The organism is Rhodovulum kholense, assembly GCF_003053725.1.
Lineage (GTDB): Bacteria > Pseudomonadota > Alphaproteobacteria > Rhodobacterales > Rhodobacteraceae > Rhodovulum > Rhodovulum kholense.
Window position 1 is genome coordinate 143,672 of record NZ_QAYC01000003.1, and the last position, 22,828, is coordinate 166,499.

Sequence of the window (22,828 nt, forward strand, 5' to 3'; positions counted from 1 at the left end):
CGGGCTCAGAGCCTGATCGCCGAGATCAGCCGCCCGTAATCGGCCTCGCCGGTATGGACGCTGCGGCGGTAGGAAAAGAACCGGTCGGGGTCTGAATAGGTGCAATGGCGGGTCCAGAGCGCCTGCCCGATGCCCGCGCCGCGCAGCCGGGCGAGGCTGAAGCCCGGCAGGTCGAACTGGACGCGGTCGCCCTTGCCGGCGGCGAAGAACCGCGTCGAGTCGGGGTCCTCGCTCAGGAACGTGTCGAGGAATTCCGGCCCGACCTCATAGGCGCGCTGGCTGATGGTCGGGCCGATCACGGCGACCGTGTCGTCGCGCCGGGCGCCGAGCCTCTCCATCGCCTCGAGCGTGGCCTCGAGAATGCCCCCAAGCGCGCCCTTCCAGCCCGCATGGGCCGCCCCCACCACACCCGCCGTGCGGTCGGCAAACAGCACCGGCTGGCAATCGGCGGTCAGCACGCCCAGCGCCAGCCCCGGAGTCCGGGTGACCATGGCATCGGCGCGCAGCGGAGATTCGGGCAGGGTTTCGATCACCGCGACAGCGGCGGAATGGACCTGATGCACGGTGACCAGGCGGTCGGGTTCCACGCCCATCGCGCCCGCGACCCGGTTGCGGTTGATCGCCACCGCCTCGGACAGGTCCGACGAGCCCCCGCCGCAGTTGAGTCCCCAGAAAATTCCGGACGACGCGCCGCCCTGCCGGGTGAAGAACCCGTGACGCAGCGGCGCGAGTGCGTTCGAAGTGAGAATTTCCAAAGTCATGAACGAAGTCCTGGGGGATCGGGGGCCCGTGCGGGGGTCAGCGCGAGTGTCTGGAAGAGCGTTCCCATTTCCTCGGGGTGGGTCAAGCGGCGATGTGCGGCAATATGGCTTCGGAGCGCCGCACCGGCGAGGTTTTGCGCCAGCGCCTGGGCGCGGGCCGCAATCCCGAGCCGTTCGAGCAGCACGCCCTGCGGGGTCGGACCGCTGACCCGGACGCCCTCGACGGTTCGGGCGGCGCGGGCCAGCGCCTCGAAATCGACATGGGCGGTCAGATCGGCCTCGCCGGGATGGGCGAGCGGCGGCTCGGGTCGGTGCGCGCGCAGGGCTTGCAGCGTGTCGCCGAGGCTGTGCCAGCCGCCGTAATCGACGATCAGCGCGGCCCCGCCCCGGGCGGCGATCCGCGCCGCCAGGGTCTCGACGATGGCGCAGGCAGGGGCGCAGGTCTCGACGATGTCGCCCGGTTCGGTATCGGCCAGCCGGTGGTCCAGTGCGGCAAGCGGCAGCGGCGCCGAAAGCCCGAGGGTCAGCCTGTCATCCTCGAGCCCGACCAGCCGTTCGCGCCAGCCCGCCGGATCGCGCTGGAACTGGCGGATCGGCAGGGCGTCGAAAAATTCGTTGGCGATCACGAAAAGGGGCGCGTCGGGCAGGGGGGCGGCGCTGTCGATCCAGGCGATGTCGAGCCCCGGCAACGCCTGGCGCTGGCGGGCGCGCAGATGGGGCGAGGTCTCGACCAGATGTATCCGGGCGCCCGCGTGAAAGCCCGGCACCCGTTTCGTGGCGCGCCAGAGATCGGCCATCAGCGTGCCGCGCCCGGGGCCGAGCTCGGCCAGAACAAAGGGCGCGGGCGCGCCCTGGTCGAGCCAGACCTGCGCGAGCCAGAGCCCCAGAAGCTCGCCGAACATCTGGCTGATCTCGGGGGCGGTGGTGAAATCGCCCGTCTCGCCGAACGGATCGCGGGTGCTGTAATAGCCGTGCTCGGGATGCATCAGGCAATCGGCCATGAAGTCGGCGATGCCGATGGGCCCGGTCGCGGCGATCCGCCGGGCGAGAATCCGCGCGAGCGGGGTCATGCCCGCCGCCGCGCCGAGACCAGGATGAGCCCGAGCCCCAGCGCCATCATCGGCAGCGACAGAAGCTGGCCCATGGTCAGCCCGTAGCCCTGCCAGTGCAGCGCAAGGCCCAGCGGATTGCCCGGGCCTGTGAATTGCGCATCGGGCTGACGGACGAATTCGACGGCAAACCGCGCGAGCCCGTAGCCCGCAAAGAAGGTCCCGGCGACGCGTCCTGGCGTCTTCAGCGTGCCCCGGGCCAGCGCGAGCCAGAGCAGGACCGCGCCAAGCAAAAGCCCTTCAAGCCCGGCTTCGTAGAGCTGCGAGGGGTGGCGGGCGCAGGGAAAGCTGTCCCAGCCGGGGCAGTATTGCGCGGCCTCTCCGGGGAAGACGACAGCCCAGGGCAGATCGGACGGGCGGCCCCAGAGCTCGGCATTGATGAAATTCGCGATCCGCCCGAAGAAAAGCCCCGGCGGCGTCGCCAGCGCCAGCGCGTCGGCGGCGGGCAGCAGCGGGATGCCGTGCTTTCGGGTGAACAGAAGCACCGCCGCCATGACCCCCAGCAAGCCGCCATGGAAGGCCATGCCCCCGTGCCAGAGGATCGGGATCTCCCAGGGAGCGTGCAGATAGTAGAGCGGCTTGTAGAACAGCACGAAGCCCAGCCGTCCGCCGAGGATCACGCCCAGCACGATCCAGGTCAGCAGTTCCTCGACCTGCTCTGGACGCATCGGCGGGCGGGAGGCGGGCCAGAGCCGCTCGCGCCGCATCAGTGCGACGACCAGCCGCCAGCCGATCACGATCCCGGCGATGTAGGCCAGCGCATACCAGCGGAGCGCGAAGTCGAAACCGAAGACCGAGATCGAGAAGATCTCGGGGGTGAGGTCGGGAAAGGGGAGAACCGCGTGCATCTTGGGCCTTCTGTTCTCTGGGCTGCGCGGCGAAGTCAACCTTGAGCTTGCGCCGCCTGCGGGCCATATAGGGCGCGAATGTAAATGCCAGAGGCCGCCATGCAGACCCGCAACAAATTTCTCGACGACATGTCGAAGCTGATGACGAATGCCATGGGCGTGGCCCAGGGTGCCAAGGACGAGGCCGAGACGGCGATGAAGAGCATGCTCGATCGCTGGCTTGCCGACCGCAATTTCGTGACCCGCGAGGAATTCGACGCGGTGCGCGCAATGGCCCAGAAAGCGCGCGAGGAAAACGAGGCGCTGAAGGCCCGGATCGCGGCCCTGGAAGCGAAATAGCGCAGAGGATCGGCCCGGAGCGGGGCGCGGGCAGGGCCGCCCTGAGGGACCCCGGAGGCGTTCGGGCGGGCGAAGGGGGCGAATTTTCTGCGAAAATTCGGGGCCCGGGGGACGGGTATGGCCCCAGCCCGGGGCTTTGGTGCCTGTGAGACATCTGTCGCCCGCGCGCGGTGGTCGGGCCGGTGGTTCCGGGACCGGGCCGCAATGGCGTCTTTGACGGCCAGTGGGGCTTCGAGCGTCGTGCCGTCAGGCGAACCCTCACGCAGTTGAAGCCCGATGCCGGACGCAACGATCGCCAACCAAGTTCTCCCGGCGCGACACCGCCGGGCAATGTCCGGCAGAGCGCGGCATCGGGCGCCGGGGTGCCCCGTCCGCATAACCCGTCCTGTAGGTCGGAGGCGCGCGGCGCGCGCGAGTCCGGAGTCTTCCCCGACAGCCGTGCACCGTCGTGCAACCGGACCATGGGCCGCTTGAGAAACAGGCCGAGAGGCTGCGCCGGGTCGCGGTCCGGTCTGTGCCGAGCCCCGGGCCGACTGCTACGCCGGGCCGCGTCAGGAACCGCAGCGGGATCGCGCCCACCTACCGCATCGTATACTCCCGTCGCCCGCCTTGGGGACAGCGAGTTCTGGGCCCCTTCGTCCTCCCCGAGATCGCCGATCTGAACAGTCTGATCATGCTGACCGTCGATGCCACGGCGCTCGCCGTCCTCCGCGGGGCAGGGGGGCCGACTCCGGACGAACTCACCGAGGTCCGGGTCGAGAAGGCCGGCATGACCGCCGCCGCCACCTCCTTGACCCATGAACGCCACGAGACGCTCTTCCGCAAGAACGACGCCCTCCAGGCTGGCCTCGAGACCTGATCCGCCTTTGGACCTCGACAGCTCCCACCTGCCCGACCCGCGCCCCGGCGCGGGTTTCTCATGTCCGGAGAACGGAAGGACGCGGCGGAAAACCCGGCGCCGCCGACCCGCCTGACCCCTGCGCTGTCGGCCCGGCCCGTGCCGCACGGATTGAGCCATATCAAGGACGTATGTTGCCGTTCATGCGCAAATGCGCATGAGCGGAGGTGACCCATGGTGCTGTCCAGTCTCGCAGCCCTTGCCGAGCCCACCCGGCTGGAGGCGATGCGCCTGCTCGAGGACGGGTCGGAGCATTGCGTCTGCGAATTGATGGCCAGGCTCGATGCCACCCAAAGCAGGATGTCGCGGCACATGAAGGTGCTCAAGCAGGCCGGTCTGGTCACCGACCGCCGCGACGCGCAATGGGTCCGCTATCGCCTGAACCCCGACATGCCCGCGGGGATTCGCGCCATCGTCGCGGCCGCGCTTGCCGCCTCCGCGGACGGGGAACGGAGCGCGGCATGAACGTTGGGGCCGCTCGAACGATCCGTCGGCCTCGACCTGAATGGCCGTGGCACCTCGGCGTTGCCGGGGCGGTCCTGCTGTGGGGGCTTCTCTATCACCTGCTCGGCCCGCTTGCGGAACGCCTCTCCGGACAGGTTCCGGTGAACCGGCATAGTCACGCCGGCGAGGCTCTGGCCTTCTTCTTCTACGATGTGCCGAAGGTGATGCTGCTGCTGACGCTGATCGTCTTCGCCATGGGCGTGGTGCGCAGCTATTTCTCGCCCGAAAAGACCCGCGCGTTGCTGTCGGGAAAACGCGAGGGCGCCGGCAATGTCCTGTCGGCGGGGCTGGGGATCTTCACGCCATTCTGTTCCTGCTCGGCCGTGCCGCTCTTCATCGGGTTTGTTTCGGCGGGCGTGCCTCTGGGCGTCACCTTCTCCTTCCTGATCGCCGCGCCGATGGTGAACGAGGTCGCGCTGGTCCTGCTCTTCGGCCTGGTCGGCTGGCAGGTGGCGCTGGCCTATCTGGCCTTCGGGCTGGGCATCGCCATCCTGGCGGGCGTCGTCATCGGCAAGCTGCGGCTGGAAGGCTGGTTGCAGGACTGGGTGCGCGAGATCCATTCGGGCGCCGCCGCCCCGGGAGGCGTCGCGGGCAAGCGGCTGTCCATGGCCGACCGCTACAGGCACGGCATCGAGGCGGTGCGCGAGATCTTCGGCAAGGTCTGGCTCTGGATCGTCCTCGGCATCGGCCTCGGCGCGGTGATCCACGGCTATGTGCCCGAGGACCTGATGGTGCGGATCATGGGTGCGGACGCCTGGTGGTCGGTGCCCGCCGCCGTGATCCTGGGCATTCCCATGTACACGAACGCCGCCGGTGTGATTCCCATCGTCGAGGCGCTCTTGGGCAAGGGCGCCGCTCTGGGCACTGTTCTGGCCTTCATGATGAGCGTGATCGCGCTCTCCCTGCCCGAGATGATCATTCTTCGGCAGGTGCTGACGCTGCGCCTGATCGCCGTCTTCATCGGTGTCGTGGCCAGCGGCATTCTGGCGGTCGGTTTTCTGTTCAACGTGCTCTTCTGAAAGGACGCCATCATGAAAACCGTCAAGGTCTACGGCCCCGGATGCAAACGCTGCGAAACAACAGCCGCGATGGTCCGGGAGGCCGCAGCGAAACTCGGGATCGAGGTGGATGTCGAAAAGGTCACCGATCCCAGATCCATCGCCATGGCGGGCGTGATGTCCACGCCGGGCGTTTCCGTCAATGGCAAGCTGGTTCATTCCGGAGGCCTGCCGGATGCGGGCAGGCTTGAAGGCTGGCTTTCGGAATCATCCTGATCCGGCCGGGGGCGTCGACCCGTCAGCGCCGCAGAGCGCGGCCGCCTTTCCCCTCAATGGCCTTCGCGACGGTCCCGCGACGGGCCTGAACGCTTCGCGCCAGCGGTTTTCAGGGGCGGACCGACCGCCCGACGATCAGGTCCGTTCCAGGGCTCGCCGGGCAGGGGGAGGCGTTCTGCCGGGCCGATGCCCCGGGCCTCAACGCCGGCTCGTCCCGATCCGAAGCCCCGTTTCGCGCCGCCCCGGTTGTCCACAAGATATTGCGGTGCGTCGTTCAATCTTAACAAAAATTCGCTTTACAGCCTCCGGCTTTCCCCTCACCATATTTTGTGAGGAGACGGGGATATCACCCCGGACCTAGAGCAGGAACCAAAGCCTAGTGGGCCTCGGGTCGGCTTGGGCTAGAAAACAAAGAGGCCGGGCATGCGAACTTCCGAAGACTTCCTGCTGAGCGACGAGATCCACCCCATCGACCTCGTCGAGACCCTCGCATCGCATCACGACTGGGAATTCGACCGGGTCGCCGACGACCAGATCGCGATGGCGGTGGTGGGCCAGTGGCGGACCTATTCGATCACGCTCGCCTGGTCGGGCTTCGACGAGACCCTGCGACTGATCTGCACCTTCGAGATGGAGCCGCCGCCCGAACGGCTGCCCGCGCTTTACGAGGCGCTCAACGCCACCAACGACATGTGCTGGGCCGGGGCCTTCACCTTCTGGCGCGACCAGCGGCTGATGGTCTGGCGCCACGGGCTGATGCTGTCGGGCGGGCAAACCGCCAGCCCCGAACAGGTCGATCAGCTGATCCAGGCGGCGGTCTCGTCCTGCGAACGGTTCTACCCGGCCTTCCAGCTGGTGGTCTGGGCCGACCGCACGCCCGCCAATGCCTTGCAGGTGGCCATTGCGGATGCCTTCGGGCGCGCCTAACCTCGCGCCCCGACAGGCGTAAAGGGGGCGACCATGCAATTCGACGACCTTTCCGCCCGGGGGCTGGTGCTTCTGGGCTGCGGCAAGATGGGCTCTGCGCTGCTCGAGGGCTGGCTGAAACGCGGCCTGCCCGCGGGCGCGGTCTGGGCCATCGACCCGCACCCGTCCGACTGGCTGCGCGCCCGCGCGGCCGAGGGGCTTCACCTCAACGAGGACCTGCCCGAGGCGCCCGCGCTGGTGCTGATCGCGGTCAAGCCGCAGCTGATGGACGAGGCGCTGCCGCAGGTCGCGGGTTTTGCCGATGGGCAGACGCTTTTCGTCTCGATCGCGGCGGGCAAGACGCTGGGCTATTTCGCGGACCGGCTGGGGGCCGGGGCGCCGGTGGTGCGGACCATCCCGAACACCCCCGCCGCCGTCGGGCGCGGCATCACCGCGCTGATCGGCAACGCCAAGGTCGACGAGGCCGGGCTGGCGCTGGCCGAGACGCTTCTGTCGGCGGTGGGCCAGACGGTGCGGCTGGACGACGAAAGCCAGATGGATGCGGTGACGGCCGTTTCCGGCTCGGGGCCCGCCTATGTGTTCCACCTGATAGAGACGCTCGCCAAGGCGGGCGAAGCCGCTGGCCTGCCGCCGGAAATGGCGATGAAACTGGCCAGGGCCACGGTCGCGGGGGCGGGGCAGCTGGCCGAGGAGGCCGCCGAGGACCCCGCCCAACTGCGCATCAACGTGACCTCGCCGGGCGGCACCACCGCGGCCGCGCTGGCGGTGCTGATGGACCCCGAGACCGGCTTTCCGCCGCTTCTGGAAAAGGCGGTCGCGGCAGCGACGGCACGGGGCAGGGAGCTGGGCGCATGAGCGAGATTTCCTTCGACGATTTCCTCAAGGTCGATATCCGCGTGGGCCGGATCACCCGGGCCGAGCCCTATCCCGAGGCGCGCAAGCCCGCGATCAAGCTCTGGGTCGATTTCGGCCCCGAGATCGGCGAGAAGAAAAGCTCGGCCCAGATCACGGCCCATTACACGCCCGAGGACCTGCCGGGCCGCCGCGTGCTGGGCGTCGTCAATTTCCCGCCGCGCCAGATCGGCAAGGTCCGCTCCGAGGTTCTGGTGCTGGGCCTGCCCGACGAGAACGGCGAGGTCGTGCTGATCGTGCCCGACAAGGACGTGCCCCTGGGCGGGCGGCTGTTCTGATGGCGAAGATCCTTGTCACCCGCCCGATGCCCGGGACGGTCGCCGAGGCGGTCCGGGCCTTGGGCGAACCCGAGTTCCGCGCGTCGACGCTGCCGCTGTCGCCCGCCGAGCTGCGCGCCGCGCTGACGGGCTATGACATCGTGCTGCCGACGCTGGGCGATGCGTTCTCGGCCGCGGTCTTTGCCGATGTGCCTGCGCCCCGCGCGCGCCTGCTGGCCAATTTCGGCGTCGGTTTCAACCATATCGACGTGGCGGCGGCAAAGGCGGCCGGGGTGGCCGTCACCAACACGCCCGGCGCCGTGACCGATGCGACCGCCGATATCGGCATGATGCTGATCCTGATGACCTGCCGCCGCGCGGGCGAAGGCGAACGGCTGGTGCGCGCGGGCGACTGGCAGGGCTGGCATCCGACCCAGATGCTGGGCCTGCATGTCACCGGCCGGACGGTCGGCATTCTCGGCATGGGCAATATCGGGCAGGCCATCGCCCGGCGCTGTCATTTCGGCTTCGGCATGGAGGTTCTCTACCATACCCGCAGCCCGAAGGATCTGGATTTCCCGGCCCGCGCGCTGGGCAGTCCCGAGGCGCTGGCGGCCGAGGCCGATATCCTCGTCTCGGCGGTGCCGGGCGGGGCGGCGACCCGGCATCTGATCGGGGCCGGCGTGCTGGCGGCGATGAAGCCCACCGCGCATCTGGTTAACATCTCGCGTGGCGAGGTGGTCGACGAGGCGGCGCTGATCGCGGCGCTCGAGGCGGGCAAGATCGCGGGGGCGGGGCTCGATGTCTACGAATTCGAACCCGAGGTGCCCGAGGCGCTAAGGCGCCGCGAGAACGTGACGCTGCTGCCGCATCTGGGCACGGCGACGCTGGAGGTCAGGACCGCCATGGGGATGATGGCGGTCGAGAATATCCGCGCCCATCTGGACGGCCGGCCGCTGCCCAATCCGGTCGGCTGAGCGGTCGGGGCTCAGCCCGCCAGATGGCGGATGAGCCCGCGCGAGGCGTCCTCGACCAGATCGAGCACCAGATCGAAGCTGCCGTCGTAATAGGGGTCGGGCAGCTCGTCGCGGTCGGCGTCGGCAAAGTCGAGAAACAGCCTGACGGGGGTTTCGCTGTCGATGGGGCGCATCCGTTCCAGGGCCGTGAGGTTCGAGCGGTCCATGGCGAGGATCAGATCGTAGGCCGCGAAATCGGCCGCCTTGACCTGCCGGGCGCGCAAGGCGGTAAGGTCATAGCCGCGCCCGGCCGCGGCACGGATCGCGCGCGGATCGGGCGGATCGCCCACATGCCAGCCGCCGGTGCCCGCGCTTTCGACCTCGACTGCCAGCCCTTCGGCCTCGGCCAGGGTTTGAAAGACCCCGTGCGCGGTCGGCGAGCGGCAGATATTGCCCAGACAGACGAACAGGATTCGGGTGGTCATGGCGGCCTCCTTTTGCTCTGAGGGATAGTGGAGGTACGCCCGATGACCAAGATCGTGATTCTCACCGGGGCCGGGATTTCGGCCGAAAGCGGGCTTGGCACGTTTCGCGACGTGGACGGGCTCTGGACCCGCTACGACCTGAACGACGTGGCGACGCCCGAGGGCTTTGCCCGCAACCCCGCGCTGGTGATGGAGTTCTACAATGCGCGCCGCCGGAATGCGGCCGAGGCGGCGCCGAACCCGGCGCATCTGGCGCTGGCCCGGCTCGAGGCCGCGCTGCCGCCGGGGGCGGTCCGGATCGTGACCCAGAATGTCGACGATCTGCACGAGCGCGCCGGAAGCCGCGCGGTCTGGCACATGCACGGGCAACTGGCGCGGGCGCGCTGTGCGGCCTGCGGCGCGGATTGGGCGGCCCCGCCGGTGATGCGGGCCGAGGATCCGTGCCCCGCCTGCGGCGCGCCCGCGACCCGGCCCGACATCGTCTGGTTCGGCGAGATGCCCTATTACATGGACGAGATCTGGGAGGCGCTGCGGTCGGCCGATCTGTTCGTGGCGATCGGCACCTCGGGCAATGTCTATCCGGCGGCGGCTTTCGTGCAGGATGCATCGCGCGCCGGGGCCGAGACGCTGGAGCTGAACCTGGAGCCCTCCGAGACGGTCAGCGATTTCGACCGGGTGCGGCACGGTCCGGCCTCGGGGATCGTGCCGGTCTGGGTCGAGGAGTGTCTGAACGAGCTGACAAGGGGATGACATGCCGGAGGCCGTTCGGCCCCCGGCGCCGGGTTCTGTCCCGGCCTGTCAGTTCCCCATGGCCGGCCGCGAGCCCATCTGGCCGCCCATCGGCTGGCGGACGACCCCGACCGGGGCGTCGACCTCGACCGTGCCGGCCTGTTCGAAGGTCAGCGTCAGGTGGACGCTGTCACCCTCGGTCAGCGAGCGGGTCAGTCCCAGCAGCATCACGTGATCGCCGCCCCGGCGCAGTTCGTGGCTTCCATGGGCGGGCACCGGGAAGCCCTCCTTGACCTCGATCATCTGCATCACGCCATTGGCGTCCGAGACATGGGTGTGCAACTCGACCCGGTCGGCGGCGTCCGAGGCGGCCGCGATCAGCCGGTCGTCGGTGGCGCCGCTATTGACGAGGGTCATGAAGGCGGCGCCGGATTGCGCCATCATCGACGAGGCGCGGGCATAGGCGCCTTCGACGGCGATATCGCCCGCGGCGGCGGGCAGGGCGGGAGCGAGCGCGATCAGGCTCGCGGCAAGGGTGGTTTTCAGGGACATCGCTGGCCTCCTGGTCCTTCAAGGTCTGAAACAAGGGTCGTCGGGGTCAGGCGATGAAAGCGGGAGGCGCGCGCGACCGGGGTTTTGGCGGGCGGCGTCCGCAGGGCGCGGGGGCGTGGCTGCGGCGGTCAAGCGGCCGGGCGCGGAGCGTCCGCAGCGGCAGCACGGGAGGCGAGAGGGCAAGAGCCGCCAGCGCCGCCAGACCGTCGGGGCAGATATGGGGCGCGCCGACCGGGTGGCCGGTTGCGTCGATCTCGACGGTCTGCAGGCCGAAACCGGTGCAGAGCACGATCCGGTCCACCGGGCGCGGCGTGGCGCGCGCCGCCGCGAGGCTCAGCGAGGTGAGCGCCAGCAGGAGGGCAAGGCCGAGGCCGAAGGCGGGGCGGAGCCGGGTCATGGCGCGATCCTAGAACGACTCGAGGCCCGGCGCGATCCGGATTCGCCAAAGGGAGCCGGGGCGGGGGGCTCCCGCCTCCGGCCCGCACGGGGCTTCGCCCCGCTTGCCCGGCCTTGGGCCCGGCCGCGCGCAAGCGCGCGGCGCCTCCGGCGGGGGTATTTGCGCCAAGAAGAAAGGGGAAACGCGAAAGGCCCCGCGGGTGCGGGGCCGTCAAGCAATGTCGCAAGGCAGGCCGGTCGCGCCGGATCAGGCGGTGGCCTGGGCCTTTTCGATCTCTTTCTTGACCTTCAGGGCCTTGTCCGACAGCTCGGCGTCGCGAGCTTTGGCCAGGAAGTTGTCCAGACCGCCACGGTGATCGACGGTGCGCAGGCCGGCGGCCGACACGCGGAACTTGAACGCCCGGCCCAGAACGTCCGAGATCAGCGTGACCTCGTTGAGGTTCGGCAGGAACCGGCGCCTGGTCTTGTTATGGGCGTGGCTGACATTGTTGCCGGTCATCGGCCCTTTGCCGGTCAGTTCGCAGACGCGCGACATGGTTCATATCCTCGTTTCGATAAAGCGACCGACGCCGCAAAGGCAGCGCCGAGAAATCCGTCCGGGCCTAATAGGGGGAAGAGGGGGCGAGGTCAAGCGATTCATCCCCGGCCTTGGCTCCGCCGGATCACGGGCGGGCAAAGCGCGCGACGAACCGGGCGAGGATGGTTTCCGGCCAGTCGACCGCCTGGGCCCGGCACAGCGCGATCAGGTCGTCGGCCGCCTCGGGCGGGAAATAGCCCCGGTCGCGATAGATCCGGATCCGCAGCTCGAAGCCCGCGCTGTCGGCCTCGGGGTGGAACTGGGTGGCGTAGACATTGGCGCCGTGGCGGATCATCTGGAACGGGCAGGGGGCCGAGGCCAGCAGATGGGCACAGCCGGGGGGCAACGCCTCGACCGCCTCCTTGTGGCCGACGAAGGCCGCGAAGGTTTCGGGCAAGTTGCGGGTCAGCGGGTCGGCGCGCCCGGCCTCGGTCAGGCGGCAGGTGGTGGCGCCGACCGGTTCGCCAAAGCGGCCCTTGGCCACCGGCGCGCCAAGATGGTGGGCCAGAAGGCCGATGCCGTAGCAGCAGCCGAGGAACGGCAGGTCGCGGGCGGTGATCTCGGGCAGAAGGCCGAGGATCGCGGCCTCGATCCGGCGGTCGGTTTCGGATTTCGCGGCCTCGCCGTCCGAGATGCAGCCCGGGCCGCCGCCCACGATCACGCCCGAAAAGGCGTCGAGCGCGAGATCCGGGGGCAGGGGTTCGCAATCGAGCCGCAGGCGGCGGGCGTTTTCGGGGGCGAGCCTGCCTTTCTGCAGGAAGGCCGCGTATTCGTCGTCGGCGGCTTCGGTTTCGGGGCGCAGCTGAAGGATCAGGAAGGGCTTCATGGGGCGCCCTCCGCAGGCTCAGGCGGTGACGCCGAGGGCTGCCAGCATCTCGGCCGAGGCATGGGCGACGGTCAGCTCGCCGGCCGCGACCTTCTCGCCCAGATCCGTCATGCGCGCCCGCATCGCCGGGTCGCGGTCAAGCCGGGCCAGCAGGCCGCGGCGGACCTCTTCGGTGAACCAGTAGCGCGCCTGGGCGGCGCGGCGGGCGTCGAAATGGCCGTTCTCGCGGCGCCAGTCGGCAAGCGCCTGCATATCGTCCCAGGCCTCGCGCAGGCCGCGGTCCTCGACCGCCGAGACCGCGACCGCCTTGGGGAACCCCTCGGGGTCCTGCGGGCGGCGGCGCAAGAGGTGCAGCGCGCCCGCGTAATCGGCCCGGGTGCGTTCGGCGGCGGGCTTCAGATCGCCATCGGCCTTGTTCACAAGGATCAGGTCGGCCATTTCCATGATGCCGCGCTTGACCCCCTGCAGCTCGTCGCCGCCCGCGGGCGCCATCAGCAGCACGAACAGATCGGTCATCTCGGCCACCATGGTCTCGGACTGGCCGACCCCCACGGTTTCGATCAGCACGATGCCGAAGCCCGCCGCCTCGCACAGCGCCACCGCCTCGCGGGTGCGGCGCGCGACGCCCCCCAGCGCCGACTGGCTGGGCGAGGGGCGGATGAAGGCGTTGGGCTCGCGCGACAGCCGTTCCATCCGGGTCTTGTCGCCGAGGATGGACCCGCCAGAGCGCGCCGAGGACGGGTCGACCGCCAGCACCGCGACCTTGTGGCCCTCGGCGGTCAGCATCATCCCGAAGCTTTCGATGAAGGTCGACTTGCCGACGCCCGGCGTGCCCGACAGCCCGATCCGCAGCGCCTGGCCGGGCGCGTCGGCCAGAAGGCCCAGAAGCTCCTGCGCCTGGGCGCGGTGATCCTCGCGGCCGCTTTCGATCAGGGTGATCGCCCGGGCAAGCGCCCGGCGTTCGCCGGACTTGATGCGGGGGGCAAGCTCGTCAGGGGTCATCGGCGGCTCCGGATCGTCAGGGGCGGCCCCTGTCTTGCCCTGCCGGGGCCCGGCTGTCCAGCCCCCCGGGCGGGCTGCCGCGCCCTCTGGCCCGGCGCGGCGGTTTGGCCCATAAGGCGGGCATGACGCCCTTGCCCATCGACGCCGTCCTGCCCGAGCTGACCGCGGCCCTCGCCCGTGCGGGCCGGGCCGTATTGCAGGCGCCGCCCGGGGCGGGCAAGACCACGCGGGTGCCGCTGGCGATCCTGCAGGCCGGGCTGACGGCGGGACGGATCGTGATGCTCGAGCCGCGGCGCCTGGCCGCGCGCGCCGCCGCCGAACGGATGGCCGAGACCCTGGGCGAGCCGGTCGGCCAGACCGTGGGCTACCGTATCCGGGGCGAGGCGAAGACCGGCCGCGCCACCCGGATCGAGGTCGTGACCGAAGGCATCCTGACCCGGATGATCCAGTCCGATCCGGGGCTCGAGGGCATCGGTGCGGTGATCTTCGACGAGTTTCACGAACGCTCGCTGAGTGCCGATCTGGGACTGGCGCTGGCCTGGGAGGCACGCCAGGCGCTGCGCGACGATCTGGTCCTGCTGGTGATGTCGGCGACGCTCGACGCGGCCCCGGTCGCCGCGCTGATGGAGGACGCACCGGTCGTGACCTCCGGGGGCCGGGCCTTCCCGGTCGAGACCCGCTGGCTGCCGGCGCCCCTGCCGAAGGGCGCGCGGCTGGCCGAGGCGGCGGCGGATCTTGTGGCCCAGGCCGCGGCCGAGACCGAAGGCGGCGTTCTGGTCTTTCTGCCCGGCGAGGCCGAGATCCGGCGCTGTGCCGCAGCGTTGCAGGGGCGGTTGCCCGCCGACTGCGCGATCCGCCCGCTTTATGGCGCGCTGCCCTTTGCCGAACAGCAGGCCGCGATCCGGCCCGCGCGCGAGGGCCGCAAGCTGGTGCTGGCGACGGCCATCGCCGAAACCTCGCTGACCATCGAGGATGTCCGCGTGGTGGTCGATGCGGGCCGCGCCCGGCGTGCCCGGTTCGATCCGAACTCGGGCATGTCGCGGCTGGTGACAGAACGGGTCACTCGGGCCGAGGCCGACCAGCGCCGCGGCCGGGCCGGGCGCGTGGCCGAGGGCGTCTGCTACCGGCTCTGGACGAAGGGCGAGGAGGGCGCGCTGGCCGCCTATCCTCCGGCCGAGATCGAGGCGGGCGACCTGACCGGGCTGGCACTGGAACTGGCGGCCTGGGGCGCGTCCGGCCCCGAGGATCTGGCCTTCCTGACGCCGCCCAATCCAGGCGCCTTCGCCGAGGCGCGGGCGCTGCTTGCCGGGCTCGGCGCGCTCGACGCCACCGGGCGGATCACCGCGCATGGCCGCGCGCTGGCGGCGCTGCCGCTGCACCCCCGGCTCGTGCATATGCTGCTTTCGGCGGGGCGTCAGGCGGCGCCTCTGGCCGCGCTCCTGTCCGACCGCGATCCGCTGCGCGGGGCGGGCAGCGATCTGGCGCTGCGCCTGCGCTGCATCGCCGACCCGACGGCGCCGACCCCGGTGCCGCCCGACCGGGGCGCGCTGGCCCGGATCCGGACCGAGGCCAAACGTCTCGCCGCACAGGCCCCCGACGCCCCCCGCCCGATGGGCCCGGGCGAGATGGCGGCGCTGGCCTATCCCGACCGGATCGGGCTGCGGCGGAAGGGCGATGACCCGCGCTATGTGCTGTCCGGCGGCAAGGGGGCGGTGATCGATCCGGCCGATCCGCTGGCGGGCCAGCGGCTGATCGTGGCGCTCGATCTCGACGGCGACACCCGCGAGGCACGCGTGCGCCTGGCCGCCCCGCTGTCCGAGGCGGATTTGCGCGCCGTGCATGGCCCGGCCATCGCCTGGCAGGAGGTCTGCGCCTGGTCCCGGCGCGAGGCCCGGGTAACCGCGCGGCGGCAGGAACGCTTCGGCGCGCTGGTGCTGGAGGATCGCAATTGGCCCGGCGCTCCGTCCGAGGCCGTGGCACGCGCGATGCTGGAGGGCGTCCGCAGCCTCGGCCTGCCCTGGACCGATGCGACGCGCCGTTTCCGCGCACGGGTAGAGCTTTTGCGCGCCGAGGGCGCGGATCTGCCCGATTGCTCCGATTCCGGACTGATAGCGGACCTCGAGGACTGGCTGCTGCCCCATCTGGGCGGGCTTAGGACGGCGGAGGACCTCAAACGCTTCGACCCGCTGCCTGCACTGACCGGCCGCCTTGACTGGGAGGCGCGGCAGATGGTCGATCGTCTCGCACCTGCCAGTTTCGAAACGCCGCTGGGCCGAAAGATCCCCATCGACTACGACGCCGAGGCCCCGGGGATCGCGCTGCGCCTGCAGGAGCTTTTCGGCGTGACCCGGCACCCGACGGTCGGCCCAAGGCGCCTGCCGCTCCGGATCACGCTGTTGTCGCCGGGCAGTCGCCCGGTCCAGGTCACCATGGACCTGCCGGGCTTCTGGGCGACCAGCTATGCCGATGTGCGCAAGGAGATGCGCGGCCGTTATCCCCGCCATCCCTGGCCCGAGGACCCGACCGCCGCCGACCCGACGCTCCGCACCAAACGCCGGAACTGACGAAACAGCGCTTGCAAGACGGAGCGCCGTGCGGCGCAAGGCTCTTGTCTCGGCTCCGGCCGGTCGGCCGTCGCCTCGGAATGCGCCCCGTCCCGTCTTCTTGGGCCAAATACCCCCGCCGGAGGCGCCGCGCGCGGAACGCGCGCGGCCCGGCCCAACGCCGGACAAGCGGGGCGCAGCCCCGTGCGGATCCGGGGGCGGGAGCGCCCCGCTTGCCGGGTCCTAAACGCCGAGACAGTAGCGCATCACCGCCTTCTGGGCATGCAGCCGGTTTTCGGCCTCATCGAAGATCACCGAATGCGGCCCGTCCATCACCGCATTGGTGGCTTCCTCGTTGCGATGCGCGGGCAGGCAATGCATGAACAGGGCATCGGGCTTCGCCGCTTCCATCAGCCGCTCGTTCACCTGATAGGGGCGCAGCTGGTTATGCCGCCGCTCGCGCGCCGATTGCGGATCGTGCATCGACACCCAGGTGTCGGTCACCACCAGATCGGCGCCTTCGACAGCCTTCAGCGGATCGCGCTCGATGGTGACGGTCGCCCCCTTCGCCCGCGCCGCTTCGACGAAGACGGCCTCGGGGTCGAGCGTCGCGGGGCCAGTGAAGGTCAGATCGAAGCCAAGCTGCCCGGCGGCCTGGATGAACGAGGCGCAGACATTGTTGCCGTCGCCCGACCAGACCACCTTGCGCCCGGCAATCGGCCCGCGATGTTCCTCGAAGGTCAGCAGGTCCGCCATGATCTGGCAGGGATGGGTGCGGTTCGTGAGCCCGTTGATCACCGGCACGCTGGCATAATCCGCCATCTCCTGCAGCGTCGCCTCCTCGAAGGTCCGGATCATGATCAGGTCGACATAGCGCGACAGCACCCGCGCGGTGTCGGCGATGGTCTCGCCATGACCCAGCTGCATGTCCTTGCCGGACAGCACCATGGTCTCTCCGCCCATCTGCCGCACGCCAACATCAAAGCTGATCCGGGTCCGGGTCGAGGGCTTTTCGAAGATCAGCGCCACCATCCGCCCGTCAAGCGGCCGGTCGTCATCGGGCGCGCCCTTGCTGCGCCCGGCGCGGGCCCGCTTCATCGCCAGGGCCTTGTCGAGGATCCCCCTCAGATCGGCGGGCTCGGTCGTGGCAATATCGAGAAAATGGGTCATGCCCGGGCCTCCTTGGCTGCGACGGCCGTGGCGGCCGCATCGAGCCGGGTCACCGCCTCGGCGATTTCGTCATCGGTGATGGTCAGCGCCGGCAGCAGCCGCACCACATTGTCAGCCGCGGGCACCGTCAGCAGATGCTGGGCATAGCCCGCCTGCACCAGATCGGTATTCGCGGCCCGGCATTTCAGCCCCAGCATCAGCCCCGCGCCGCGCACCTCCTCGAAGATGTCGGGATGGCTCGCGACCAGCCCCTCGAGCCGCTGCCGGAACAGCCCGGCCTTGCGGTTCACCTCGTCGAGGAAGGCGGGCTCGGCGACGATGTCGAGCACGGCCTTGCCGACAGCACAGGCCAGCGGGTTGCCGCCATAGGTCGAGCCATGGGTGCCGACCGTCATGCCCGCCGCGGCGGCCTCGGTGGCCAGCACCGCCCCCAGAGGAAAGCCGCCGCCGATCCCCTTGGCGATCATCATGATATCGGGTGCCGCGCCCGACCATTCATGGGCGAACAGCTTGCCGGTCCGGCCCATCCCGCATTGCACCTCGTCATAGATCAGCAGCGCGCCGGTCTCGTCGCAGAGATCGCGCAGGCCCTTGAGGCAGGCATCGGGCAGGGGCCGGATGCCGCCCTCGCCCTGGACGGGCTCGACCAGAATGGCCGCGACGGTGTCGTCGATGGCGTTCTGCAGCACCGAGCCATGGGCGCCGAAGGGCAGGTGGATGAAGCCCGGCAGAAGCGGCCCGAACCCCTTGGTCATCTTCTCGGACCCCACCGCCGCGATGGCGGCCGAGGACCGGCCGTGGAAGGCGCCCGAGAAGGTGACGATGTTCACCCGGTCGGGCTGGCCTTTGTCGTACCAGTATTTCCGCGCCATCTTGACGGCGAGTTCGCAGGCCTCGGTCCCCGAATTGGTAAAGAACACCGTGTCGGCGAAGGTCTTCTCGACCAGCGCGTCGGCCAGCGCCTCCTGCTCGGGGATGTGGTAGAGGTTCGACAGATGCCAGATCCGGTTGGCCTGGGCGGTCAGCGCCGCGACCAGCGCGGGATGGGCATGGCCGAGCGCGTTGACCGCGATCCCGGCGCCGAGATCCAGGTATCGCGTGCCGTCGGTCGCGACAAGCCAGGAGCCCTCGCCGCTCTCGAAGCTGAGCGGCGCGCGGTTATAGGTTGGCAGGACGGACGGGATCATCTGGGAAATCCTTCGGAAAAAGAGGCCCTATGGGTGCCTCGGGCGGGACGGGGTGTCAATGTCTTCGGAAATGCGCCGGGGCGCGGGGGGGGGGAGGTGGTGTCGCGTGGGCGCACGCGCAGGCGGCCGTCTCAGAAACGGCGGCGGCGTCGGCGCGCAGGGATATGAACGCAACAGGTCATGGGCTGCGCCTTTAGCGGGAAAACCGGTCTCTGTCCAGATGCGCCGTTGCGGCACAGAGGGCCTCGCGCGCCGGTCAGGCCCGGGCGTCCGCCTCAGGGCCAAGCGCCCAGGCGAAGGCCTGGCGCAGCCGCGCCGCGACATCGGTTTCGATCGGTGCGCCATGGGCCATGATCACCCGGTCCGGCTCCCAGCTCATGGCCTCGCGCAGGACGGCCGCGGCTGCGGCCCTGTCGGCCCAGGTCAGCCGGGCGTCGCGCGGGGTGCCGCCGGGGCTGCGGATGCCGCCGATCCAGGTGGCAATCTTCATCAACGGACCCAGCCGGGCGGGCTCGAACGCCTCGATCAGGTCGGTCAGGATCAGCGTGCGCGACGGACGGTGAAAGAAGATCGCCTCTTTCAGGAAGGGATGCCCCGGCACCAGACGCTGACGGATCATGCCTCGCCAGGCCTCGGGCGCGCGGGGTCCAAGCGGCGCGTGGTCCGGAAAGACAAGCCCATGCCGGGCGGCGCGTTCGGCCGCCCCGGGCGCGGCATGGACCGCGGCCTCGGGAAAGCGGGCGGCCCAGGCGGGCAGAAAGGCGTAGTGCAGCGCGTTCGGGGCCACCAGATGCGCGACCGGCCCCAGCGCCTCGACCTGGGCGATCAGGTCTTCGTCGGGCCTGATCGGCGAATGCAGCCAGAGCCCGCCCGAGGGCAGACGCACCACGCACATCCGGGTGGGAAAGGGCATGCCGTAGAAGCTGATCGCCGGGCCGTCGACGACCCACAGCTCGCGCCCCAGCGGCTTTGGCACCGACAGCGGAGGATAAAGCCCGTCGCCGCGTCCTGCCATCGGCCTAGCTGCAATAGGCGGCTGCGGTGTCGCCGAAGAGCTGGTAACGGCGCCAGAATTCCTCGTCGCTCCGGCGGTCGGACTGGCGGACCACCTGGGCCCGATGCGGATCGCGGAAGAACCCGGCGGCGCGGCTCTGGTCGCCACGGGTCAGGGTGATGTCGGCGGCATGCTGGATGCAGCCGCAGAGGCCCCGGGTGACGCCCGGGCGCCCCGAGGAAAGGCAGGCGCGCTCGATCTGTCCGGCTTCGGCGGCAAAGGCGGAAAAGCTGGCCAGAACGGCCGCAATCGCAAGGGGCTTCACTGTCATCATCGCTCTCCTGGTCCGGTGGCGGTCTGCTCTTCCGACTCCGGACGCGTTTCTTTGCGCGACAATAGCGCAGACGGAGAGGCCGCCGCAACCGGGCAGGGCGGCGCAGGATCAGGCGGTCTGGACCACGTGTGTCGTGATGGCGGCGAAGAACAGCATGCTCGCGACCAGGACGAAGACATGCCAGATGGTGTTGTGATAGGGCAGCCGTTCCCACAGGTAGAAGACCATGCCGACCGTATAAAGCACGCCTCCCGCGATCACGAGGCCCAGCACCGGGGGCGACAGGGTGGCGAACATGCTCCAGCCCGCGACCGCCCCGGCCCAGCCCATGGCCGGGTAAAGCGCGAGGTTCACCGCGCGGAACCGGTAGGGCGCGAAGACGCGCAGCCCGGTGCCCGCCACGGCCGCCGCCCAGAGCCCGGCCAGCAAAGTCACCCCATGGCCCGACAACAGCGTGAAGGGCGTGTAGGTGCCCGCGATCTTCCAGTAGATGGCGGAATGGTCGAGCCGGCGAAAGACCGGCGTCCAGTCCGGATGGCGCACCATGTGGTACAGCGCCGAAAACCCGATCATGGCGAAAAGCGCCGCCCCATAGACGGCAATGCCCAGCACCGCGGGCGTGTCGCCGCGGATCAGGATGGCCAGGATCACGAGAATGGGCACCCCGATGGCCACAGCGGCCAGTCCGGTCACATGCACCACGGCGTCGGACAGACGCTCGGCGCGGGTATAGGCGCGAAAATCGTCCAGCATGACGGTCTCCCGGTCGTCGATGGCCCCCGTTTGGGAAAGGTTAAGCTAGCATGGGTTAATGCTGCGTCAAAATGGCACGTGGAGTCATGTGAGGCCGAAGGCCATCGACTGTGCTCTTGTCGATCAGCGCCTTGGTCATGCCGAGGACGAATGGACCTCTGGATGCCCCTGTGTTGAGGTCCGGCCAAGATCCCGCCTCCGGCGACCGCCTCGCAGGTTCCGGGCGGCGCTTGAGGCGCTCGCAAAGCCAGCTCGTCACGAGGATCTCGCTCGAGGGGCGAACGCTTGGGGCCGAGGGCCGCGGCGAGCTGCACCTGGGTCTGCGCGCAACGCGCGGCGTCGCCGGAGTGCGCGTCCCGCATCCAGGGGATATCGAGCAGCCCGGGGCAGGGTCGTGCATGGGGTGAGCCGCGCGACCTTCCATCGCTGGCCCGAGGCGCAGGTCAAATGAGGACCGGCTGGTATCCTGGGTGGTATGCTGGCGGGGCGTATCGCCAAATTTCTCAATGTAATCAATTATGTTTGGTGCCCCCGCACGGATTCGAACCGCGGACCTTCGCTTTACAAGAGCGCTGCTCTGGCCAACTGAGCTACGAGGGCAATGCCCATGCAGGTTTAGACGATGGGTCCCGTGCTGGCAATCGGGGATGCGACGGGATCGTCGGTGCGCGGCCGGGACCGGCCGCAGCCGCTAGGACAGGCCGATCCGGGTCAGGCCCCAGACGAGCGCGATCAGCACCGGCTGATGGATCAGATAGATCGCAAGGCTGTGCCGCCCGGGCCAGGCCAGGCAGCGGGTCAGGCGGCCGGGCGACCCCGAGAGCCTGTCCCACAGCCCGTGGCGGCGGGCGAGCCCGCCCAGCGCCATCCCGGCGAGGAAGGCGGCTACCCAGGGAAAGAGGGGCTCGAAATCGACGCTCGGGCGCGGGGTCGCAGTCAGCCCGGTCCAGTCGAGCCATGCGAGATCCGGGATCGGCGCCGGGCGGGGGGGCAGCAGGACCGCCAGCGCCAGCAGCGCCGGGACGAGGGGCGGCAGGCGCAGCATGAAAAGCCCCAGAAGGCTCGCGGTTGCGATCGCATGCAGGATGCCGAAATAGACGAAGGCGTCGGGAAACACCGCCCAGGTGCCGAGGCTGACCGCCCCGGCCGCGGCCGCGATCCGCAGCAGGCGGCGCAGGAAGGCGCGGGGGCGGACGCGCGCGCGATGGGCCAGCTGAAGGCTGACCCCGGCCAGCGCCAGAAAGGCCGCCGCGACCGTGACCGACAGCACCCGGAAGCCGCCCGAGACGACCGTGCCCGGCGGCAGGTGGCCGAACATCTCGAGATCGTAGCTGAAATGAAAGACCGCCATGCCCAGAAGCGCCGCGCTGCGGGCGAGGTCGATGGCGGCAATGCGGGGCAGGGGGTGGGCCGGTCCGGTCAATCGGGCTGGAACCCCGCGATCAGCCGGCGCAGCCCGAAGACCGCCCCCGCCGAAATCGCCGCCAGCGTCACCGGCGCCGACCAGGCCAGGGTCGCGAAGGCGGTGATCCCCTGGCCGACCGAACAGCCCAGCGCGACCACGCCGCCGACCCCCATCAGCGCCGCGCCGCCGACCTGACGGCCCAGCTCGCGCGGGTCCTCGCAGGCCTCCCAGCGGAACGAGCGTTTGCGGCGCGACCCGAGCCAGGCGCCCGCCAGAACCCCCAGCACCGAGCCGACGGAAAACGACAGCCCGCCCGCCGAGGAGGTCATCATCCACAAAAGCGTGCGGCCCAGCGGGGCGGTGAAGGTATGGCCCTCGACCGCGACCGCGCCCAGCGTCGCGTGGCTGATCGCCGAGGTCCCCCACAGCGCCGCCGTCACCGCCAGCCCGACCGCGACCGCCCAGCCGATCCGGTGCGGCTCGGACCGCATCGGCCGGTGCAGGATGCCCCAGCCGAAGGCTGCGGCGGCAATTGCCAGAGCCAGCGCAAGGGGCGGCAGACCGGTCACCTGCGCGGCCGAGACCGCCAGGCTTTGCAGCCCGTCCGAGGGCTCTTGCGGGAAGGCCAGATCGCGCAGGGGTGCCAGCGGGCCCGACAGGGTGACGAAGCCGAAGATCGAGATCACCACCACGATCACCAGCGACCTGAGGTCGCCGCCGCCGAACCGCGCCAGTGCGCCAAAGCCGCAATTGCCTGCCAGCGCCATGCCATAGCCGAAGGTCACCCCGCCCAGCACGCTGGCCGCGGGGTTCCAGCGGATCGCGTGATAGATGGTGGCGCCGGTGTCGATCTGGCCCGCGGCGGCCAGCAGCGAGGTCGCGGCGATGGCGGTGCCGAGGATTACGCCCCACATCCGCAGCCGCCGCTGGTCGCCGCCCCAGACCGCGGTCTCGAGCGCGCCGAGCGTACAGAAATCGCCCAGCCGGGCGGCAAGCCCCAGCACCGAGCCGGTGACAAGGCCGATCAGCGCGGCCAGGGCGCCCGGCGGTATCGTCTCCATCGCGTCTTCCCCCCTCGGCCGGGCCGCCT

The 22,828-nt window shown here is 70.1% G+C and carries 27 protein-coding genes and 1 tRNA gene; 11 read left to right on the forward strand and 17 right to left on the reverse strand.

The window, feature by feature from the left end:
* Window positions 1–5: 5 nt before the first annotated feature.
* The 3 genes from pgeF to lgt are packed head-to-tail and all read right to left on the reverse strand — an operon-like array spanning window position 6 to window position 2,718.
* Window positions 6–761, reverse strand: coding sequence for a peptidoglycan editing factor PgeF (gene pgeF, locus C8N38_RS05385; RefSeq protein WP_108024693.1), 756 nt, complete (start codon window positions 759–761; stop codon window positions 6–8).
* A complete protein-coding gene (locus C8N38_RS05390) occupies window positions 758–1,831 on the reverse strand; it encodes a class I SAM-dependent methyltransferase (protein WP_108024695.1) in 1,074 nt (357 codons plus the stop codon). Before C8N38_RS05390 ends, pgeF begins: the two co-directional genes overlap by 4 nt.
* Window positions 1,828–2,718 carry a prolipoprotein diacylglyceryl transferase gene (gene lgt, locus C8N38_RS05395; protein WP_108024697.1) on the reverse strand — a complete coding sequence of 297 codons (891 nt, stop codon included), beginning with the start codon at window positions 2,716–2,718 and terminating at the stop codon, window positions 1,828–1,830. The genes C8N38_RS05390 and lgt overlap by 4 nt, the downstream gene beginning before the upstream one ends.
* A gap of 99 nt (window positions 2,719–2,817) precedes the next feature.
* Between lgt and C8N38_RS05400 the strand changes: the two genes are divergently transcribed.
* The 9 genes from C8N38_RS05400 (at window position 2,818) to C8N38_RS05440 (ending at window position 8,806) form a co-directional block, all read left to right on the forward strand.
* Window positions 2,818–3,057 (forward strand): accessory factor UbiK family protein, encoded by a 240-nt coding sequence (locus tag C8N38_RS05400; RefSeq protein WP_075785043.1) that lies wholly within the window; start codon window positions 2,818–2,820, stop codon window positions 3,055–3,057.
* A 673-nt stretch (window positions 3,058–3,730) separates the two neighbouring features.
* On the forward strand, window positions 3,731–3,916 hold the full coding sequence (locus tag C8N38_RS21080; RefSeq protein ID WP_146176228.1) for a hypothetical protein: 186 nt from the start codon (window positions 3,731–3,733) through the stop codon (window positions 3,914–3,916).
* A 213-nt stretch (window positions 3,917–4,129) separates the two neighbouring features.
* Window positions 4,130–4,420, forward strand: coding sequence for an ArsR/SmtB family transcription factor (locus C8N38_RS05410; protein WP_108024701.1), 291 nt, complete (start codon window positions 4,130–4,132; stop codon window positions 4,418–4,420).
* Window positions 4,417–5,478, forward strand: coding sequence for a permease (locus C8N38_RS05415; RefSeq protein ID WP_108024703.1), 1,062 nt, complete (start codon window positions 4,417–4,419; stop codon window positions 5,476–5,478). Before C8N38_RS05410 ends, C8N38_RS05415 begins: the two co-directional genes overlap by 4 nt.
* A 12-nt stretch (window positions 5,479–5,490) precedes the next feature.
* A complete protein-coding gene (locus C8N38_RS05420; RefSeq protein WP_108024705.1) occupies window positions 5,491–5,733 on the forward strand; it encodes a thioredoxin family protein in 243 nt (80 codons plus the stop codon).
* 423 nt (window positions 5,734–6,156) lie between these two features.
* Window positions 6,157–6,660 (forward strand): type III secretion system chaperone family protein, encoded by a 504-nt coding sequence (locus tag C8N38_RS05425; RefSeq protein ID WP_108024708.1) that lies wholly within the window; start codon window positions 6,157–6,159, stop codon window positions 6,658–6,660.
* A gap of 33 nt (window positions 6,661–6,693) precedes the next feature.
* Entirely contained in the window at window positions 6,694–7,515 is an 822-nt protein-coding gene (proC, locus tag C8N38_RS05430) for a pyrroline-5-carboxylate reductase (RefSeq protein WP_108024710.1), read from the forward strand.
* Entirely contained in the window at window positions 7,512–7,850 is a 339-nt protein-coding gene (locus C8N38_RS05435) for a tRNA-binding protein (RefSeq protein WP_108024712.1), read from the forward strand. The genes proC and C8N38_RS05435 overlap by 4 nt, the downstream gene beginning before the upstream one ends.
* On the forward strand, window positions 7,850–8,806 hold the full coding sequence (locus tag C8N38_RS05440) for a 2-hydroxyacid dehydrogenase (protein WP_108024714.1): 957 nt from the start codon (window positions 7,850–7,852) through the stop codon (window positions 8,804–8,806). Before C8N38_RS05435 ends, C8N38_RS05440 begins: the two co-directional genes overlap by 1 nt.
* 11 nt (window positions 8,807–8,817) lie before the next feature.
* On the opposite strand, the gene C8N38_RS05445 is transcribed toward C8N38_RS05440, so the two are convergent.
* Window positions 8,818–9,270 carry a low molecular weight protein-tyrosine-phosphatase gene (locus C8N38_RS05445; RefSeq protein ID WP_108024716.1) on the reverse strand — a complete coding sequence of 151 codons (453 nt, stop codon included), beginning with the start codon at window positions 9,268–9,270 and terminating at the stop codon, window positions 8,818–8,820.
* A 42-nt stretch (window positions 9,271–9,312) separates the two neighbouring features.
* Here C8N38_RS05445 and C8N38_RS05450 point away from each other — a divergent pair, with 42 nt between their 5' ends.
* Window positions 9,313–10,020, forward strand: a complete 708-nt coding sequence (locus C8N38_RS05450; protein ID WP_108024718.1) for a Sir2 family NAD-dependent protein deacetylase — start codon at window positions 9,313–9,315, stop codon at window positions 10,018–10,020.
* A gap of 48 nt (window positions 10,021–10,068) precedes the next feature.
* Here C8N38_RS05450 and C8N38_RS05455 read toward each other — a convergent pair whose 3' ends face one another.
* The 5 genes from C8N38_RS05455 to meaB all read right to left on the reverse strand — a co-directional run bounded on the left by C8N38_RS05455 (window position 10,069) and on the right by meaB (window position 13,352).
* Complete coding sequence (locus C8N38_RS05455; protein WP_108024720.1) at window positions 10,069–10,551, reverse strand: copper chaperone PCu(A)C; 483 nt, start codon at window positions 10,549–10,551, stop codon at window positions 10,069–10,071.
* A gap of 46 nt (window positions 10,552–10,597) precedes the next feature.
* The gene (locus C8N38_RS05460; protein WP_108024722.1) at window positions 10,598–10,948 is read right to left on the reverse strand and encodes a hypothetical protein; all 351 of its coding nucleotides are present in this window, start codon (window positions 10,946–10,948) and stop codon (window positions 10,598–10,600) included.
* A gap of 246 nt (window positions 10,949–11,194) precedes the next feature.
* Window positions 11,195–11,482 carry a 50S ribosomal protein L28 gene (gene rpmB, locus C8N38_RS05465; protein WP_075785056.1) on the reverse strand — a complete coding sequence of 96 codons (288 nt, stop codon included), beginning with the start codon at window positions 11,480–11,482 and terminating at the stop codon, window positions 11,195–11,197.
* A 127-nt stretch (window positions 11,483–11,609) separates the two neighbouring features.
* Entirely contained in the window at window positions 11,610–12,350 is a 741-nt protein-coding gene (locus C8N38_RS05470) for a glutamine amidotransferase (RefSeq protein ID WP_108024724.1), read from the reverse strand.
* An 18-nt stretch (window positions 12,351–12,368) separates the two neighbouring features.
* Window positions 12,369–13,352 (reverse strand): methylmalonyl Co-A mutase-associated GTPase MeaB, encoded by a 984-nt coding sequence (gene meaB / locus C8N38_RS05475; protein WP_108024726.1) that lies wholly within the window; start codon window positions 13,350–13,352, stop codon window positions 12,369–12,371.
* Between the two features lie 122 nt (window positions 13,353–13,474).
* On the opposite strand from meaB, the gene hrpB reads away from it, so the two are divergent.
* Complete coding sequence (hrpB, locus tag C8N38_RS05480; RefSeq protein ID WP_108024728.1) at window positions 13,475–15,916, forward strand: ATP-dependent helicase HrpB; 2,442 nt, start codon at window positions 13,475–13,477, stop codon at window positions 15,914–15,916.
* A 222-nt stretch (window positions 15,917–16,138) separates the two neighbouring features.
* Here the strand turns inward: hrpB and argF are convergent, their stop codons facing one another.
* From argF to C8N38_RS05525, 8 genes are all read right to left on the reverse strand, one after another.
* Complete coding sequence (gene argF, locus C8N38_RS05485; RefSeq protein WP_108024730.1) at window positions 16,139–17,065, reverse strand: ornithine carbamoyltransferase; 927 nt, start codon at window positions 17,063–17,065, stop codon at window positions 16,139–16,141.
* Entirely contained in the window at window positions 17,062–18,252 is a 1,191-nt protein-coding gene (locus tag C8N38_RS05490) for an aspartate aminotransferase family protein (RefSeq protein ID WP_108024732.1), read from the reverse strand. Before C8N38_RS05490 ends, argF begins: the two co-directional genes overlap by 4 nt.
* A gap of 256 nt (window positions 18,253–18,508) precedes the next feature.
* Window positions 18,509–19,267: a DUF4336 domain-containing protein gene (locus C8N38_RS05495; RefSeq protein WP_108024734.1), complete on the reverse strand. Its 759-nt coding sequence runs from the start codon at window positions 19,265–19,267 to the stop codon at window positions 18,509–18,511.
* Between the two features lie 4 nt (window positions 19,268–19,271).
* Complete coding sequence (locus tag C8N38_RS05500; RefSeq protein ID WP_108025076.1) at window positions 19,272–19,577, reverse strand: hypothetical protein; 306 nt, start codon at window positions 19,575–19,577, stop codon at window positions 19,272–19,274.
* 111 nt (window positions 19,578–19,688) lie between these two features.
* Entirely contained in the window at window positions 19,689–20,333 is a 645-nt protein-coding gene (trhA, locus tag C8N38_RS05505) for a PAQR family membrane homeostasis protein TrhA (protein ID WP_108024736.1), read from the reverse strand.
* 523 nt (window positions 20,334–20,856) lie between these two features.
* A tRNA-Thr gene (locus C8N38_RS05515) sits at window positions 20,857–20,933 on the reverse strand.
* Between the two features lie 91 nt (window positions 20,934–21,024).
* Window positions 21,025–21,756, reverse strand: coding sequence for a heparan-alpha-glucosaminide N-acetyltransferase (locus tag C8N38_RS05520; RefSeq protein WP_245895526.1), 732 nt, complete (start codon window positions 21,754–21,756; stop codon window positions 21,025–21,027).
* Window positions 21,753–22,799, reverse strand: coding sequence for a YeeE/YedE family protein (locus C8N38_RS05525; RefSeq protein WP_108024739.1), 1,047 nt, complete (start codon window positions 22,797–22,799; stop codon window positions 21,753–21,755). Before C8N38_RS05525 ends, C8N38_RS05520 begins: the two co-directional genes overlap by 4 nt.
* Between the last annotated feature and the right edge of the window lie 29 nt (window positions 22,800–22,828).

Excerpts from the sequence above, each read along its gene's own strand:
- C8N38_RS05525 (WP_108024739.1), bottom strand. The coding sequence starts at position 22,799 with ATGGAGACGATACCGCCGGGCGCCCTGGCCGCGCTGATCGGCCTTGTC.
- meaB (WP_108024726.1), bottom strand. The coding sequence starts at position 13,352 with ATGACCCCTGACGAGCTTGCCCCCCGCATCAAGTCCGGCGAACGCCGG.
- C8N38_RS05400 (WP_075785043.1), top strand. The coding sequence starts at position 2,818 with ATGCAGACCCGCAACAAATTTCTCGACGACATGTCGAAGCTGATGACG.
- C8N38_RS21080 (WP_146176228.1), top strand. The coding sequence starts at position 3,731 with ATGCTGACCGTCGATGCCACGGCGCTCGCCGTCCTCCGCGGGGCAGGG.
- C8N38_RS05450 (WP_108024718.1), top strand. The coding sequence starts at position 9,313 with ATGACCAAGATCGTGATTCTCACCGGGGCCGGGATTTCGGCCGAAAGC.
- C8N38_RS05425 (WP_108024708.1), top strand. The coding sequence starts at position 6,157 with ATGCGAACTTCCGAAGACTTCCTGCTGAGCGACGAGATCCACCCCATC.
- C8N38_RS05420 (WP_108024705.1), top strand. The coding sequence starts at position 5,491 with ATGAAAACCGTCAAGGTCTACGGCCCCGGATGCAAACGCTGCGAAACA.
- pgeF (WP_108024693.1), bottom strand. The coding sequence starts at position 761 with ATGACTTTGGAAATTCTCACTTCGAACGCACTCGCGCCGCTGCGTCAC.
- proC (WP_108024710.1), top strand. The coding sequence starts at position 6,694 with ATGCAATTCGACGACCTTTCCGCCCGGGGGCTGGTGCTTCTGGGCTGC.
- C8N38_RS05500 (WP_108025076.1), bottom strand. The coding sequence starts at position 19,577 with ATGACAGTGAAGCCCCTTGCGATTGCGGCCGTTCTGGCCAGCTTTTCC.
- hrpB (WP_108024728.1), top strand. The coding sequence starts at position 13,475 with ATGACGCCCTTGCCCATCGACGCCGTCCTGCCCGAGCTGACCGCGGCC.
- C8N38_RS05435 (WP_108024712.1), top strand. The coding sequence starts at position 7,512 with ATGAGCGAGATTTCCTTCGACGATTTCCTCAAGGTCGATATCCGCGTG.
- C8N38_RS05460 (WP_108024722.1), bottom strand. The coding sequence starts at position 10,948 with ATGACCCGGCTCCGCCCCGCCTTCGGCCTCGGCCTTGCCCTCCTGCTG.
- C8N38_RS05410 (WP_108024701.1), top strand. The coding sequence starts at position 4,130 with ATGGTGCTGTCCAGTCTCGCAGCCCTTGCCGAGCCCACCCGGCTGGAG.
- C8N38_RS05470 (WP_108024724.1), bottom strand. The coding sequence starts at position 12,350 with ATGAAGCCCTTCCTGATCCTTCAGCTGCGCCCCGAAACCGAAGCCGCC.
- C8N38_RS05490 (WP_108024732.1), bottom strand. The coding sequence starts at position 18,252 with ATGATCCCGTCCGTCCTGCCAACCTATAACCGCGCGCCGCTCAGCTTC.
- C8N38_RS05455 (WP_108024720.1), bottom strand. The coding sequence starts at position 10,551 with ATGTCCCTGAAAACCACCCTTGCCGCGAGCCTGATCGCGCTCGCTCCC.
- rpmB (WP_075785056.1), bottom strand. The coding sequence starts at position 11,482 with ATGTCGCGCGTCTGCGAACTGACCGGCAAAGGGCCGATGACCGGCAAC.
- argF (WP_108024730.1), bottom strand. The coding sequence starts at position 17,065 with ATGACCCATTTTCTCGATATTGCCACGACCGAGCCCGCCGATCTGAGG.
- trhA (WP_108024736.1), bottom strand. The coding sequence starts at position 20,333 with ATGCTGGACGATTTTCGCGCCTATACCCGCGCCGAGCGTCTGTCCGAC.
- C8N38_RS05445 (WP_108024716.1), bottom strand. The coding sequence starts at position 9,270 with ATGACCACCCGAATCCTGTTCGTCTGTCTGGGCAATATCTGCCGCTCG.
- C8N38_RS05415 (WP_108024703.1), top strand. The coding sequence starts at position 4,417 with ATGAACGTTGGGGCCGCTCGAACGATCCGTCGGCCTCGACCTGAATGG.
- lgt (WP_108024697.1), bottom strand. The coding sequence starts at position 2,718 with ATGCACGCGGTTCTCCCCTTTCCCGACCTCACCCCCGAGATCTTCTCG.
- C8N38_RS05390 (WP_108024695.1), bottom strand. The coding sequence starts at position 1,831 with ATGACCCCGCTCGCGCGGATTCTCGCCCGGCGGATCGCCGCGACCGGG.
- C8N38_RS05440 (WP_108024714.1), top strand. The coding sequence starts at position 7,850 with ATGGCGAAGATCCTTGTCACCCGCCCGATGCCCGGGACGGTCGCCGAG.
- C8N38_RS05495 (WP_108024734.1), bottom strand. The coding sequence starts at position 19,267 with ATGGCAGGACGCGGCGACGGGCTTTATCCTCCGCTGTCGGTGCCAAAG.